A 14,556-nucleotide genomic window follows, 5' to 3' on the forward strand; every position below is an offset into this window, starting at 1 on the left:
CCTGGCGGCTCAGTGGTTGATTGGCCCTTCAACCATTAAGCCGCTTCCGCCCACGAACCGGAAGGCCCACCGCCGGGTGACGCCACGATCCGGCCGGTGATCACCCGAGGCCGGGAATCCGCAGGCCGACGCCGGTATCGCCCGTCGGCCGGCGCCGTTCAGCCGGTGGTGAACCGGTCCCGCAGCTCGCGCTTGAGGATCTTGCCGCTGGCGTTCCGGGGCAGTTCGTCCACGAGGAAGACCCGTTTCGGGGCCTTGAAGTGGGCGAGCCGCTCCCGGGCGTGGTCGACGAGCCGCTGCGGCTCGATGTCACCACGCGGGACGACCACCGCCGTGACGCACTCGATCCAGCGGTCGTCGGGGAGTCCGATCACGGCCACCTCGGCGACCTGCGGATGCTCGTACAGCACATCCTCGACCTGGCGCGAAGCGACCAGCACTCCCCCGGAGTTGATCACGTCCTTCACCCGGTCGACGACGGTCAGATAGCCCTCCGCGTCCCGGACGGCCAGGTCGCCGGAGCGGAACCAGCCGTCCCGGAAGGCCTCGGCCGTCTCCTCCGGCTTCTCCCAGTAGCCCTCGCAGAGCTGCGGGGAGCGGTAGACGACCTCACCGGGTGTGCCGTCGGGCACGTCCTCCCCCGCCGCGTCCACCACCCGGGCCTCCACGAACAGGACCGGACGCCCGCAGGAATCCATCCGGCCGTCGTGCTCCTCCGGCCGCAGCACCGTGGCGAGCGGACCGATCTCGCTCTGCCCGAAGCAGTTGTAGAAGGCGAGCCCGGGGAGGCGATCGCGCAGGCGCTCCAGCACCGGCACGGGCATGATCGACGCCCCGTAGTACGCCTTGCGCAGTGCCGACAGATCGCGGTCCGCGAAGTCCGGGTGCCCGGAGAGCGCGATCCAGACGGTGGGCGGCGCGAACAGGCTGTCCGCCCGGCCCGCCGCCACCAGGTCGAGGAGCGCGGCGGGGTCCGGTCCGTCGACGACGGTGTTCTCGGCGCCGACCGCCAGATACGGCATCAGGAACACGTGCATCTGCGCCGAGTGGTAGAGCGGCAGGGAGTGCACCGGCCGGTCCGTCTCGCGCAGATCGAGCGCGGTGATCGCGCTGACGTACGCGTGGACCAGGGCGCGGTGCGTCATCATCGCGCCCTTGGGCAGCGCCGTGGTGCCCGAGGTGTAGAGCAGTTGGACGAGATCCTCGGTGTCCGGTGGCGGATCCGCGCGGTACGGCCGCGCCGTCCGGAGCCGGACGAGCAGGGAGTCGTCGGTGTCGCGCAGCGGCAGGACGGCGAGGCCGTCGGGGACGGCGGGCGCCGTGCCGGGGTCGGCCAGCACCAGGGCGCTGCCCGACTGCTGCAGGATGTACCGCAGATCCTCGCCGGTGAGGTGGTGGTTGACCGGTACGTGCACCAGCCCGGCACGGGCGCAGGCCAGGAAACCGATCAGGTAGGCGTCGGAGTTGTGCCCGTAGGACGCGACCCGTTCGCCGGTCCGGAGCCCGTGCTCGCGCAGGACACCGGCTGCCGCCGAGACCGCCTCGTCCAGCTCGCGGTAGGTCCAGGAACGGGTGCCGTACCGCAGGGCGGTGCGGTCCGGCACCCGCCGGGCGCTGCGCCGCAGGACGCCGTCGACTGTGCTGCTGCGTACACCGGTCATTCCGTGATCCTGTGGCGCGCGCCGGGTGAGGTCAAGGCACCGGGCGGGGTCCGGGGCGGGTTCGGCGCGTTCGGTTGTCCGTCAAGGCATCGCGCGGACAGCGGGTGGGCGGCACGGGACGGTTCAGCCATCGGGCGGGGCCCCGGTCCCCGTCGTCCGCCGGCCGGCTCCGCAGCAGGCCGATCCGGGTCGGAGCCGGCCCGGGTCAGAGCCGGTCCGAGGGTTCCGGGCCGGGGTTCCAGGACGAGGTGCCGTGGACGGTGCCGATGGACTGTACGGCGCACCCCATGCGGTCGACGGCGGTGAGGACGGCGTGCCGGGCCGCTTCGCTGTCGCTGGGCGGGAAGGCGACGCGCAGTTGGTGCGCGTAGGCCGTCTCGTAGGTCAGCTGCCAGCCGGTTCCGGTGACGATGAAGTGGTCCTGCCGGCTGCCGTTGTACTCATAGCCGCCCCGGTCCGCGGTGGGGGCGAGTGCGTCGCGCAGGATCCGCAGACGCTCGGAGTAGGGGAGTTCTCCCTCCTCCAGCCGGATGTAGATGTGGTCGTGTTCGACCGCCGCGTCGAACCAGGGCGCGATGTCCGTATCACGGGAGAGGAGTTCGGAGGTGAGGCGGCCGCTGAGCCATCCGTCGAGGAACGCGGCAGCCCCGCAGTCGAAGCGTTCGTACTCGCTCTCGCGTGACCAGATCACCACCGGCCAGGACTCGGGCGGGCCCTCGGTCAGCCAGCACACCTGTCCCGCGTCGCCGGTCAGGGCCCAGGTGAGCAGCCCGCCGGGCTCCGGGAAGAAGGGGTACGGGTGCTCCTCGGGCCAGCGCTCACGCATCGGGCCGAAGACTTCCAGGAGGTCCGCTTCGAGCCGGACCGGGTTGTCGTCACCGAACGGCGTGCACAGGCACAGCCCGCCCGAGAAGTCACCGCGGCCGTACGTCTCCACCAGCTGTTTGTAGTCGTCCGGCAGCCGGGTGCCCACCGCCCGCTCCGTGTCGTCCCAGTCACCGTGTCCGTCGACCGCTTCGACGGGCGGCGGTATCCGTTCGGCGAGCCGGGCGAGGGAACCCGCTGCATTGATCATGGACACACTGTAGGCCGGGACGTGCGCCCCGGGCGTACCCGGATCCGGCACCGGGCCCGGCCCTCGACCGCGGCGCCGGAGGTATGCCGAGGCGGCGGGGGCCGGCGCCTCAGACCGCCCGTTCCCGCCCTTCCCAGTACGGCTCGCGCAGCCGCCGCTTGTAGAGCTTGCCGTTGGGGTCGCGGGGCATGGTGTGGACGAAGTCCACGGAGCGGGGGCGCTTGTAGCGGGCGAGGCGCTCCTCGCAGTGGGCGAGGAGGGACGCGGCCAGCTCCTCCCCCGGGCGGTGGCCGTCCGCGGGTTCGACGACCGCCTTGACCTCCTCGCCCCAGTCGTCGTGCGGGATGCCGAAGACGGCGGCGTCCGCGACGGCCGGGTGCGCGAGGAGGGCGGCCTCGATCTCCGCGGGGTAGATGTTCACCCCGCCCGAGATGATCATGTCGATCTTGCGGTCGCGGAGGTAGAGGTAGCCGTCCTCGTCGAGGTAGCCGAGGTCGCCGACGGTGAAGAAGTCGCCGATGCGGTTCTTCCGCGTCTTCTGTTCGTCGCGGTGGTAGCTGAAGCCGCCGGTGGTCATCCGCATGTAGACGGTGCCCAGTTGTCCCGCCGCCAGCCGGTTCCCGTCGTCGTCGAAGACCGCCAGTTCGCTGATGGGCCAGGCGCGGCCGACGGTGCCCGGCTTCTTGAGCCAGTCCTCGGCAGTGGCGAAGGCCCCGCCGCCCTCACTCGCCGCGTAGTACTCCTCGACGCAGGTCCCCCACCAGTCGATCATTGCCCGCTTGACGTGTTCGGGGCAGGGCGCGGCCCCGTGGATGGCGTGCCGCATCGAGGAGACGTCGTAGGCGTTCCGGACCTTCTCGGGCAGGGCGAGGAGCCGGTGGAACTGGGTCGGCACCATGTGGGTGTGGGTGCACCGGTGACGGTCGATGAGCCGCAGCATCTCCTCCGGCCGCCAGCCGTCCATGACCACCAGCCGGTGCCCCAGGTGCAGCGACGCGCCCGCGAACTGCAGGACGGCGGTGTGGTAGAGCGGCGAGCACACCAGGTGGACGTTGTCACCGAAGGGCTCGATGCCGAAGATGCCGAGGAACCCGCCGAGGTACGCCTCCTCGGGCGGCCGGCCCGGGAGGGGCCGGCGGATGCCGCGGGGGCGGCCGGTGGTGCCGGAGGTGTAGTTCATGACCCAGCCGAGGGTGCGGTCCGCCGGCGGCTCGGGCGACTGCCCGTCGAGGAGGTCCCGGTACGGCCGGAAGCCGTCGACGGTGCCGACCGCGTAGCGCTGCCCGGCCGGCAGTCCCGCCTCGTCGGCGGCGCGCGAGGCCTGCTCCCCGAACCGCTCGTGGGCGATCAGGACCCGGGCCCCGGAGTCGGCGACGATCCAGGCGATCTCCGGGCCGAGCAGGTGGTGGTTGACCGGAACGAGGTACAGCCCGGCCTGGGTGGCGGCGAGGAACGCCGTGAGGAGCTCGGGTCCGTTGGGGAGTACGGCGGCGAAGGCGTCGCCCCGGCGCAGCCCCGCCGCGCGGAGCCCGTGCACCAGCCGGTTCGCCGCCGCGTGCAGCTCCGCCGCGGTCCACTCCGTGCCGTCCGGGGCGACCAGGACCGTGCGGTCCGGGTCCGCGGTCGCCTGGGCCCAGAATCCCTGGGGTGCCGGGGTCATGGTGCTCCTCCTCGCGTCGGGTCGGGGCCGTGCGTCGGATCGGGCCTCGCGTCGGGTTGGGGCCTTGCGTCGGGTCGAGGCCTTGCGTCGGGTCGAGGTCTCGTGCCGAGAGCCTCGTGCCTGCCGGTGGGAAGGGTGCGCGCCGGGCGGACCCGCGCACCGGGGAAAGGCGCGTGCGGGGACGGATGCCTGCCGGGATCAGGGCCGGACGGGACGTCAGGCGCGTCCGGCGATGCGCTGGACGCGGTCGACGGCGCGCTCGAATCCGCGGGTGAGGTCGTCGAAGACGGCCTGGACGCGGCGCTCGGAGGTCATCTGGCCGACGATCTGGCCGACGGGCGTGCCGAGCAGCGACTCGACCTCGTACCGCTGGATGCGGGAGACCGCCTCGGCGACCAGCAGCCCCTGGAGCGGCATCGGGAGCGCACCGGGGCCGGCGGGGTCGTCCCAGGCGTCGGTCCACTCGGTGCGCAGCTGGCGGGCCGGCTTCCCGGTGAGTGCCCGGGAGCGGACGGTGTCGCCGGATCCGGCGGCCAGCAGCTTGCGCGTCAGGGCGCGGGAGCGGAGCCGGGCCTCCCGGGTGGTCAGCCAGATCGAGCCCAGCCACACCCCCTGGGCGCCGAGGGCCAGGCCGGCGGCGATCTGTTCGCCGGTGCCGATGCCCCCGGCGGCGAGCACGGGCAGCGGGTCGACCGCCTTGACGACCTCGGGGGTGAGCACCATCGAGGCGATCTCCCCCGTGTGGCCGCCCGCTTCGTAGCCCTGGGCGACGACGACGTCGATGCCGGCCTCCGCGTGGCGTTCGGCGTGCCGGGCGCTGCCCGCCAGCGCCGCGACGAGGATGCCGTGGCTGTGCGCGCGGCGGACGACGTCGGGCGGTGGGGAGCCGAGGGCGTTGGCGAGGAGCCGTACCGGGTAGTCCAGGGCGACGTCCAGCTGGGAGCGGGCCACGTGTTCCATCCAGCCGGTGATCCGCCAGCCGGACGCCTCGCCCTCGGGGAGTTCGGGGACGCCGTGCTGGGCGAGGGTCTCCCGGACGAACCGGCGGTGGGCGTCCGGGATCATGTCCTCGATGTCGGCCTCGGTGACGCCGTCCACCGCACGGGCGGGCATGACCACGTCGATGCCGTAGGGCTTGCCGTCGGTGTGCTTCTGCATCCAGTCCAGGTCGCGGGCGAGCTCGTCCGGGGCGCCGTACCGAACCACGCCGAGCACCCCGAGGCCGCCCGCGCGGGTGATCGCGGCGGCCACCGCGGGGAACGGCGTGAAGCCGAAGATGGCGTGCTCCACGCCCAGTCTCTTGCTCAGCTCCGTCTCCATGGGGCGCAGGATGCCGCAGGGCGACGGCCGAGGGAAGAGATTTTCTGATGCAGTGTCAGTTTTCTTGCCGGGTGCGGCGGATCCGCCGGAGGACACCCCTCCGGCGGCGTCCGGCCGGGTCACTCCCCCAGCGCCGCCATGGCCGCGTTGTGCCCCGGGATCCCGCTGACCCCGCCGCCGCGCACCGCTCCCGCGCCGCAGAGCAGCACATTGGCGTGCCCGGTCTCCACGCCCCACCGGCCGGTCTCCGCGGTGGCGTACGGGAAGGCGAGGTCCCGGTGGAAGATGTTCCCGCGGGGCAGGCCCAGGTCCCGTTCCAGGTCGAGCGGGGTCTTCGCCTCGATGCAGGGCCGGCCGTCGGCGTCGGTGGCCAGGCAGTCGGCGACCGGCTCGTCGAGGCAGGCGTCGAGCTGGGCGAGGGTGGACTTCAGGAGATCCTCGCGCACCGCGTCGTGGTCCCGCTCGAACAGCCCCGCCGGGGTGTGCAGTCCGAACAGGGTCAGCGTCTGGTACCCCCGGTCGACCAGCTCCGGCCCCAGGATCGAGGGGTCGGTCAGGGAGTGGCAGTAGATCTCCGACGGCGGGGCGGCCGGCGGTTCCCCGGCCGCGGCCTGCCGGTAGGCCGTCGCCAACTGCTCGTATCCCTCGGCGATGTGGAAGGTTCCGGCGAAGGCCTCACGGGGGTCGACGTCCCGGTCGCGCAGCCGCGGCAGCCGGCGCAGCAGCATGTTCACCTTCAGCTGCGCACCCTCGGCGCGGGGGGCCGGGGGTTCGTCGCCGAGCAGCTCGGCCAGGGTCCGCGGGGACGCGTTGACCAGGACCTGCGCCGCGGCCACGGTGCCCTCCCGCTCGGGTCCGCGGTACGTCACCTCCGCGCGGGTGCCGTCGGTGGCGATGCCGGTCGCCTCGTGTCCGGTGACGATCTCGGCTCCGGCGGCGCGGGCGGCGTCGGCCAGCGCGTCGGTGAGGGCGCCCATGCCGCCTACGGGGACGTCCCAGTCGCCGGTGCCGCCGCCGATGACGTGGTAGAGGAAGCAGCGGTTCTGCCGCAGGGACGCGTCGTGCGCGTCGGCGAAGGTGCCGATCAGCGCGTCGGTGAGGACGACACCGCGCACCAGGTCGTCCCGGAACGTCTCCTCGACCACCCGGCCGAGCGGCTGCTCGAACAGGGCCTGCCAGGCCTGCTCGTCCGCGATCCGCTCCCGCAGCGCCTCACGGGTCGGCAGCGGCTCCGTCAGCGTGGGGAAGACCCGCTCGGCCAGCCGCGCCGTCCGGCCGTAGAAGTCCTCCCAGGCCGCGAACTCCCGGTCGGAGCCGGTGAGCCGGGCGAAGGCGGCACGGGTGCGCTCCCGGTCGCCGCTGTGCACCAGCAGCCCGGTGGCGCGCCCGCCCCGCTCGGCCGGGGTGTAGGACGACACGCTGCGCCTGCGGACCCGGAAGCGCAGCCCCAGCTCCCGGACGATCTTCTGCGGCAACAGACTGACCAGGTACGAGTACCGGGAGAGCCGGGCGTCGACCCCCGGGAAGGGGCGGGTGGAGACGGCGGCGCCGCCGGTGCGGTCCAGGCGCTCCAGCACGAGCACGCTGCGGCCGGCCCGGGCCAGATAGGCGGCGGCGACGAGACCGTTGTGGCCTCCGCCGATGATCACTGCGTCGTACGCGTCCTTGGCAGCCATGCCTCTGCGTACCACGCCGTCGCCGCACCCGGCCAGGGCGCGCGGGGGCGGCGCAGACGGGCGGAGCGGGGTGTTCCGGGCGGGGGTGGGGCGGAGCGTGGCGGGCAGCCCGGCGGGGCAGAGCAGGGTGCTCCGGGCCGGGGCGAGGCGGGGGTGCTCCGGGCAGAGGCGAGGCGGGGGTGCTCCGGGCAGAGGCGAGGCGGGGGTGCTCCGGGCCGGGGCCGGGCGCGGTGCTTTGCGCCGGGACGGGCCGGGGCGGGACGGGGCGGGACGGGACGGGGCGGGACGGGACGGGACGGGACGGGACAAGGTGCTTTGGGCCGGGGACGGAACGAGGCGCTTCGGCACGGGCCGGGGCGGCTCAGAGCCCCGGGGTGCCCCGCTGCTGCCGCAGCACCGCGACCCGGCGGTAGAGGGCGACCGCCTCCTCGGAGCGCCCGAGTTGCTCCAGGCAGTGGGCCTCGTCGTTCCTGCTGGTCAGGGCGTCGTGGTGGTCGGGGCCCAGCACCCGCTCCCGGGCGGCGGCCACCTCGCGGTAGACCGTCAGGGCGTCGCCCCAGCGGCCCAGCCAGCCCAGGCCGACGGCGACCTCGCGACGGCTGACCAGCGTGTCCGGGTGGTCCGGGCCCAGCACCCGCTCGCGCACCGCGCACACCTCCCGGGCCTCAGCGAGCGCGTCCTCCCAGCGGCCGAGGCGGCCGAGGTTGACGCCGCGGCCGTGCCGGGCCCGCAGTGTCTCGGGATCCTCGGGGCCGTGCGCGCGGGTGCGGTCGTCCACCAGGGCGTGATAGAGCTTCAGCGCCTCGGAGCTGCGGCCCAGCCGCCCGAGGCTGATGCCGACCTCGTACCGGGCGGCGAGCGTGTCGGGGTGCTCCGGGCCGAGCGCCTCGCTGCGGGCCCCGGCCACCTCGCGGTAGGTGAGCAGGGCCTCGTCCCAGCGGCCGAGCCGGCCCAGGACGTAGGCCACCTCGTACCGGGTGACGAGGGTGTCCGGGTGCTGCGCCCCCAGCACCCGGGCCCGTGCGGCGGCCACCTCACGGGCCATCGTGTACGAGTCCTCCAGCCGGCCCAGCCGGCTCAGGTTGTAAGCGAGGTTGTGACGGCAGCGCAGGGTGTCGGGGTGGTCGGCCCCCATGATGCGCTCCCGGGCGGCGAGCACGTCGCCGTACAGCTGGTGGGCCTCGAAGTGCCGGCCGAGCCGGCTGAGGGCGTACGCGCTCTCCTGGCGCGCGGCGAGCGTGTCCGGGTGCTCCGGGCCGAGGCTCCGTTCGCGGCCGGTGGCGACCCGGCCGAACTCGCGCAGGGCGTCGCCGGGCCGGCCGAGTCTGCTGAGGGTGTAGCCGACCTCGTAACGGCTGGCCAGGGTGTCGGGATGGTCCGGGCCGAGGACGTGCTCGCGCTCGGCGGCGACCGCCCGGTGCACCTCCCCGGCCTCCTCCCAGCGGCCCAGCCGGCTCAGGCTGAGCCCGGCGTTGTGCCGGCCGCGGAGCCCCGCCAGCAGCTCAGGCGACGGCGCCGACCGGTCCGCCAGCGGCGGGGACGTGGTGCGGGCGTCGGTGGGCGCGGTCCACTCGCCGGTCAGCGCGGTCCACTCCGCGGGCAGGACGGTGCCGCGGCCGCCGTGGGCCCGGGAGCCGAGGGTCATGCCGTGCGCCCAGTCGGGAAGGCCCGGGGCGGCGGACCACCCGCCCGGCACTTCCCTCGCCACGGCACCCACGCCGGCGTAGTCGGGGGCGGGGGCCCGGACGGCCGGGGCGGGGCGCACCTCCGGGGGCAGCACCCCGGACCGGAGGAGACCGGGCACGCCCAGCAGCGCGGTCGTCCCCGGACCGGGCCTGGGGTGGACGGCGGAGAGGATCCGGTCCTCCAGCACGGCGGCGTCCCGGGGCCGGTGCCCGGGGTCCTTGGCGAGCAGCTCCAGCACGACGCGGTCGAGGAACTCGGGGATCTCCGGACGGTGCGCCCGGAGCGGTTCGGGCACCGTGTCGCGGTGCCCCACCAGCACCGACCAGGCGTCCTCGAGGTCGAACGGCGGCGCCCCGGTGGCGATCTCGTACAGCACGCAGCCCAGCGAGTAGAGGTCGCTGCGGTGGTCCACCCCGCCACCGCCGGTGATCTGCTCGGGCGACATGTAGTGCGGCGTGCCCATGGCGATGCCGATGCCGGTGAGCCGCCCGCTGAAGCCGATGTCGTCGCCGAGGCGGGCGATGCCGAAGTCGCATATCTTCACGGTTCCGTCGGCCAGCCGCATGATGTTGGCGGGCTTGAGGTCCCGGTGCACGATCCCCTGCCGGTGGGTGTAGGCGAGCGCGCCCGCCACCTGGCCGGCGATCTCCACGACCTCGGGAACGGCGAGCGGCCGCTGCCCGTTGTCCTGGAGCAACTGGCTGAGATTGCGCCCGTCGAGGAGCTCCATGACGAGATAGAGAACGCCGTCGTCGTCCCCGAAGTCGTGGACGACGGTCACCCCGCGGTGCTGGAGCGCGGCCGCGACGCGCGCCTCGCGCCGGAAGCGCTCGCGCAGCACCCGGGTGAAGGACTGGTCCTGGGGCGAGCCCAGCGGTTTCAGACACTTGACGGCGACCCGGCGCCCCAGCGACTCGTCACGGGCGGCCCAGACCTCGCCCATACCGCCGCGCCCGATCCGGTCGAGCAGCCGGTACCGGCCGTGGATCAGCCTGCTGTCCCCCATTGCCTGCCGCCGCCCCCGTCAGTTCGCTGCACTCTCCCCGGTCCGTCCAGTATGGCGGCCGGTTCGCGGTGCTTGTAGGGCGACGTGCGGGTGACCGGGCCCCGGCCGCGCGACGGCGCCGGCGACAGCGTCGGCGGCGGCTTGCCGGCACACCCGCTTCCCATCGGCCGTGATCCGGGCCCGGGCCCGGGGTTGACGTGCCCTGGCGCCGCGGCCGGAGGGGCGGGGCGCCGGCGGGCGCACGTCGACGGGGCGCGGTGCGCGCGTGCTCCCGCGCGCCTCCGGAACGTCTCACCCGCCGGAGGCCGGGGGCCGGGTCGCGCGGCGGGGCCGCCGGGGCCTGTCGCCCGGTGCCCGCCGTCGCGGCAGCGCTCGACGAGAGGCCGGGGTGACCGTAAACATCCGCTTCGCCCCCACCGGTGGGGGCTACCGTCGTGCTGTTCCATTCGTGAAGGAGACGGGGGTCGGGTACGAATGTTGAGCGAGACACGGCTGCGGAGCGAGGATGTGGCGGCTCCGGACCGGTTGGCGTACTGGGCGGATCTGGTCGGGCGGACACACGCGCCGGTGCACATGGAGAGCGAGCACGCGGAGGATTTCCGGGCCATGCAGCGGGTGCTGGACCTGGGCGCGGTGACCGTGTGGCCGGCGACGTTCCAGCAGTTGGTGATCCGACGCACACCGCGGCTGGTGCGACGCTCGGATCCCGGGCTGTTCCACCTGTCGGTGCTCGTCGGTGGTACCGGGGTCGGGACCTGGGACGACCAGGAGGCGGTCTACCAGCCCTCCGACCTGCACATCAACGACTCGTCGGTGCCGTGGGAGATCCGTACGGGGAGCGCGCCGGTGTCGGTGGTGGGGGTGGAGATCCCGAAGGCTCTGCTGCCGCTGCCGACGAAGCTGCTGCGGCGCGGGGTACCGCGGCGGGTGGCGGCCGGCACGGGGATGGTGGCCCTGACCACGCAGTTTCTGACCCAGGTCGTCACCGATGCGCCACGCTACCGGCCGGAGGACGGGCCCCGGCTGGGGGCGGTGCTGGTGGATCTGGTGGCCGCGCTCTTCGCGCACGCGGCGGAGGCGGAGGGGTGTCTGCCGGAGGGGGCGCGGCAGCGGGCGTTGTTGTTGCAGGTGAAGCGGTTCATCCGGGCGCATCTTCACGATCCGGGGTTGCGTCCGGGGGACGTCGCGGCCGCGCATCACATCTCGGTGTCCTATCTGCACCGTCTGTTCAAGGGCGAGGAGACGACCGTGGCCGCGTGGATCAGGCGGTGCAGGCTGGAGGCGGCACGGCGCGATCTGGCGGATCCGGCACTGACGGAGGTTCCGGTACATGTGGTGGCGGCGCGGTGGGGGTTCTCCCGGGCGTCGGACTTCAACCGCTCGTTCCGGACGGTCTACGGGATGCCGCCCGGCGAGTACCGGAAGTGCCCGATGTGCTGACGTGCACTGCGCGGCAAGAGAGTTGTCGACTGTGTGCTCATGACGGCCGGGCCTGCGTCCGCGAGGCTTCAGGGGTACGGGAACACCGCATACAACGGGGGAATTCTCATGCATCGTTCTGCACGCATGGCTTCGATCGCGGCTGCCGGGATGCTGGCCGCGGGGGCGCTGTTCGGGGGCGCGGGGACGGCTCAGGCCGCCCCGCAGGCCTCGGAGACGGAGACAGTGGCCGGGATCACCTTCGATTCCTTCTACTACGGCAACGGACGGAAGATCAGCGCCTACCGCAGCGGGGAGTTCATGGGGGACGCGGAGTGGATCCAGGACTCGCCCACCAGTGGCGGGCCGGGTGACCGGCTGTGCGTCTTCGACCCGACGAAGGACCGTCACCACTTGTCCGCCCGCCTCAAGAACGGCCGCAGCGTGACCACCAACGGCCACAACGTGCCGCACCGGGCCTGCAAGGGCGGGAACCTGCCCGAGGACCGCACGTACAAGATGCGCCTGTGCGTCACGGGCAGCGGCGGGACGGTCTGCTCGAGGTACTACGAGGTCACCTCCTGACCTCGCCCACCTCGCCGTCCGAGGGGCCCGCCCTTCCGTCCTGACACGCCCGGATGCCCTTCGATGAGCACCTCCGCCGCCACGGGGCCCGCGCGGGTGCGGACATCCGGCACACGCCCCGCATGACGCCGCGGCCTCCGAGACCGACCACCCCGGTCCCGGAGGCCGTGGTCATGTCTCGCCCATGTCTCCGGTCGCCGTCGGGGCTGCGGTCGCCGTCCGGCCGACGAGGCCCGGTTCGGCGGCGCCCTTTGCGCCCTCGGCCCTCATACGGGCGCTCGCGCCGCGGCCCGACGGACCCGCCCCCGGCCCCCGGCCCCCGGCCTGCGAGACGGCTCACCCGGGGGCATGCACGAGGGCGCCGAAAAAAACTTCGGCCGGTGATGTCGAGAACCCGTGGCCGGCTCCGTCCCCGAGGTGAACGCGACCACAATGGGTCGCACCAGCACCGAGGAGAAGCATCATGGCCAAGTACTTGCTGCTCAAGCACTACCGGGGCGCCCCGGCCGCGGTCAACGACGTGCCGATGGACCAGTGGGCGCCGGAGGAGATCACGGCCCACGTGCAGTACATGCAGGACTTCGCGACCCGACTGGAGGGGACCGGCGAGTTCGTCGACGGTCAGGCGCTCGCGCCCGAGGGGGCGTGGGTCCGGTACGACGGCGAGGGGCGCCCGCCGGTCACCGACGGCCCGTTCGCCGAGACCAAGGACCTCATCGCCGGCTGGATGGTGATCGACGTCGACAGCTACGACCGGGCCGTCGAGCTGGCCGGGGAACTGTCGGCCGCCCCCGGGGCGGGCGGGAAGCCGATCCACGAGTGGCTGGAGGTGCGCCCGTTCCTGACCGCGCCGCCCACCATCACGGAGTGACGTCACCGATGGACGAGGCCCGGCTCCGGAGCCTCACCCCCAGCGTGATCGCGATCCTCGTCCGCCGCGGAGCCGACTTCGCGGCGGCCGAGGACGCCGTGCAGGACGCGCTGGTCGAGGCCCTGCGCGTCTGGCCGACGGGCCCTTCCCCCAGCCCTTCGAGCGGGGGACACCCCAGCCCGAGCCCTTCGCGGGGCGCCCCCGGCCTGAGCTCCACGAGCCGAGGGCACGCCGTCCCGGGTTCCACGAGCGGAGGACACGCCGTCCCGCGCCCGTCGAGCGAGGGGGACCCTGTCCCAGGTACGTCGAGCGTCGGGGCCTCCGTAGGCGCCTCCGTGGGGGCCTCCGTGCGGGATCCGAAGGGGTGGCTGGTCACCGTGGCCTGGCGCAAGTTCCTCGACGCGACCCGGGCGGACGCCGCCCGCCGCCGGCGTGAGGACCTCGTCGACCAGGAACCGGCGCCCGGACCCGCGCCCGCGGTGGACGACACGCTCCAGCTCTACTTCCTGTGCGCCCACCCGTCGCTGACGCCGGCGTCCGCGGTCGCCCTCACGCTGCGCGCCGTCGGCGGCCTGACCACTCGTCAGATCGCCCAGGCCTACCTGGTGCCCGAGGCGACCATGGCGCAGCGCATCAGCCGGGCCAAGCGCACCGTGTCCGGCACCGGGCACTCCGCTGCCCTGGGAGCACCTCCCGGCCGAAGGCCGGGGGAGAAGCCGGGAGCTGGGGGACGGTTCGACCGGCCCGGCGACGTCGCCACCGTGCTGCGCGTCCTCTACCTGGTCTTCAACGAGGGCTACTCCGGCGATGTCGACCTGTCCGCCGAGGCCATCCGGCTCACCCGGCAGCTCGCCGCCGCGTACGACCACCCCGAAGTGGCCGGGCTGCTCGCCCTCATGCTGCTCCACCACGCCCGGCGCGCCGCCCGGACCGCGCCCGACGGCAGCCTGGTACCGCTCGCCGAGCAGGACCGCGGCCGGTGGGACACCGGGGCGATCACCGAAGGCGTCGGGATCCTGCAGGCCGCCCTCGCCCGCGACCGGCTGGGCGAGTTCCAGGCCCAGGCCGCCATCGCGGCACTCCACGCCGACGCGCCCACCGCCGAGGAGACCGACTGGGTGCAGATCGTCGAGTGGTACGACGAGCTCCTGCGCCTGACCGACAGCCCGGTCGTCCGGCTCAACCGCGCGGTCGCCGTCGGCGAGGCCGACGGACCGCGCGCCGGCCTGGCAGCACTCGCGGAGCTGGACGACTCTTCCCCCGGTTCGTCGGGCAAGGGAGACCCCACCCCGAGCTCACCGAGCAGAGGAGACTCCGCCCCGACATCTTCGAGCAAAGGCCACTCCATCCCCCGCTACACCGCCGTGGCGGCCTATCTCCACGAGCGCGACGGCGACCTGGAGACGGCGGCACGGCTGTACGCCGAGGCGGCCCACCAGGCCCCCAACCTCGCCGAACGCGACCACCTGACCCGCCAGGCCGCCCGGCTCAACGCCCGTCGGCCGTGCTGAATGCCCGCGGGGTCGCCTGGCGAGTCGCGCTCGGAATGACGCAGAACTGAGCACGGTGTGACCAGGCCAAGTAGGTGTCGTCCCTT

10 protein-coding genes are annotated in these 14,556 nt (G+C 73.8%); 4 read left to right on the top strand and 6 right to left on the bottom strand.

Annotation, left to right across the window (positions count from 1 at the left end; all coding sequences use genetic code 11):
* Positions 1-158: 158 nt before the first annotated feature.
* The 6 genes from ABT112_RS08335 to ABT112_RS08360 form a co-directional block, all read right to left on the bottom strand.
* Complete coding sequence (locus ABT112_RS08335; RefSeq protein WP_351506925.1) at positions 159-1,661, bottom strand: acyl-CoA synthetase; 1,503 nt, start codon at positions 1,659-1,661, stop codon at positions 159-161.
* 205 nt (positions 1,662-1,866) lie between these two features.
* Positions 1,867-2,736 (bottom strand): SMI1/KNR4 family protein, encoded by an 870-nt coding sequence (locus tag ABT112_RS08340; RefSeq protein WP_351506928.1) that lies wholly within the window; start codon positions 2,734-2,736, stop codon positions 1,867-1,869.
* A gap of 109 nt (positions 2,737-2,845) precedes the next feature.
* Complete coding sequence (locus ABT112_RS08345) at positions 2,846-4,396, bottom strand: acyl-CoA synthetase (protein ID WP_351506930.1); 1,551 nt, start codon at positions 4,394-4,396, stop codon at positions 2,846-2,848.
* Between the two features lie 216 nt (positions 4,397-4,612).
* Positions 4,613-5,716, bottom strand: a complete 1,104-nt coding sequence (locus ABT112_RS08350; protein WP_351506932.1) for an NAD(P)H-dependent flavin oxidoreductase — start codon at positions 5,714-5,716, stop codon at positions 4,613-4,615.
* A gap of 119 nt (positions 5,717-5,835) precedes the next feature.
* Positions 5,836-7,392, bottom strand: a complete 1,557-nt coding sequence (locus tag ABT112_RS08355) for a phytoene desaturase family protein (protein ID WP_351506934.1) — start codon at positions 7,390-7,392, stop codon at positions 5,836-5,838.
* A 361-nt stretch (positions 7,393-7,753) separates the two neighbouring features.
* Positions 7,754-10,084, bottom strand: a complete 2,331-nt coding sequence (locus tag ABT112_RS08360) for a serine/threonine-protein kinase (protein WP_351506936.1) — start codon at positions 10,082-10,084, stop codon at positions 7,754-7,756.
* Positions 10,085-10,558: 474 nt separating this feature from the next.
* On the opposite strand from ABT112_RS08360, the gene ABT112_RS08365 reads away from it, so the two are divergent.
* From ABT112_RS08365 to ABT112_RS08380, 4 genes are all read left to right on the top strand, one after another.
* A complete protein-coding gene (locus tag ABT112_RS08365; protein ID WP_351506938.1) occupies positions 10,559-11,524 on the top strand; it encodes a helix-turn-helix domain-containing protein in 966 nt (321 codons plus the stop codon).
* 126 nt (positions 11,525-11,650) lie between these two features.
* Positions 11,651-12,088 (top strand): hypothetical protein, encoded by a 438-nt coding sequence (locus ABT112_RS08370; RefSeq protein ID WP_351506940.1) that lies wholly within the window; start codon positions 11,651-11,653, stop codon positions 12,086-12,088.
* Between the two features lie 463 nt (positions 12,089-12,551).
* On the top strand, positions 12,552-12,959 hold the full coding sequence (locus ABT112_RS08375) for a YciI family protein (RefSeq protein ID WP_351506943.1): 408 nt from the start codon (positions 12,552-12,554) through the stop codon (positions 12,957-12,959).
* 8 nt (positions 12,960-12,967) lie between these two features.
* Positions 12,968-14,470 (top strand): RNA polymerase sigma factor, encoded by a 1,503-nt coding sequence (locus ABT112_RS08380; RefSeq protein WP_351507104.1) that lies wholly within the window; start codon positions 12,968-12,970, stop codon positions 14,468-14,470.
* The last annotated feature ends 86 nt before the right edge of the window (positions 14,471-14,556 follow it).

Source organism: Streptomyces sp. NPDC002055 (assembly GCF_040296705.1).
In the GTDB taxonomy this organism is placed as follows: Bacteria; Actinomycetota; Actinomycetes; order Streptomycetales; family Streptomycetaceae; genus Streptomyces.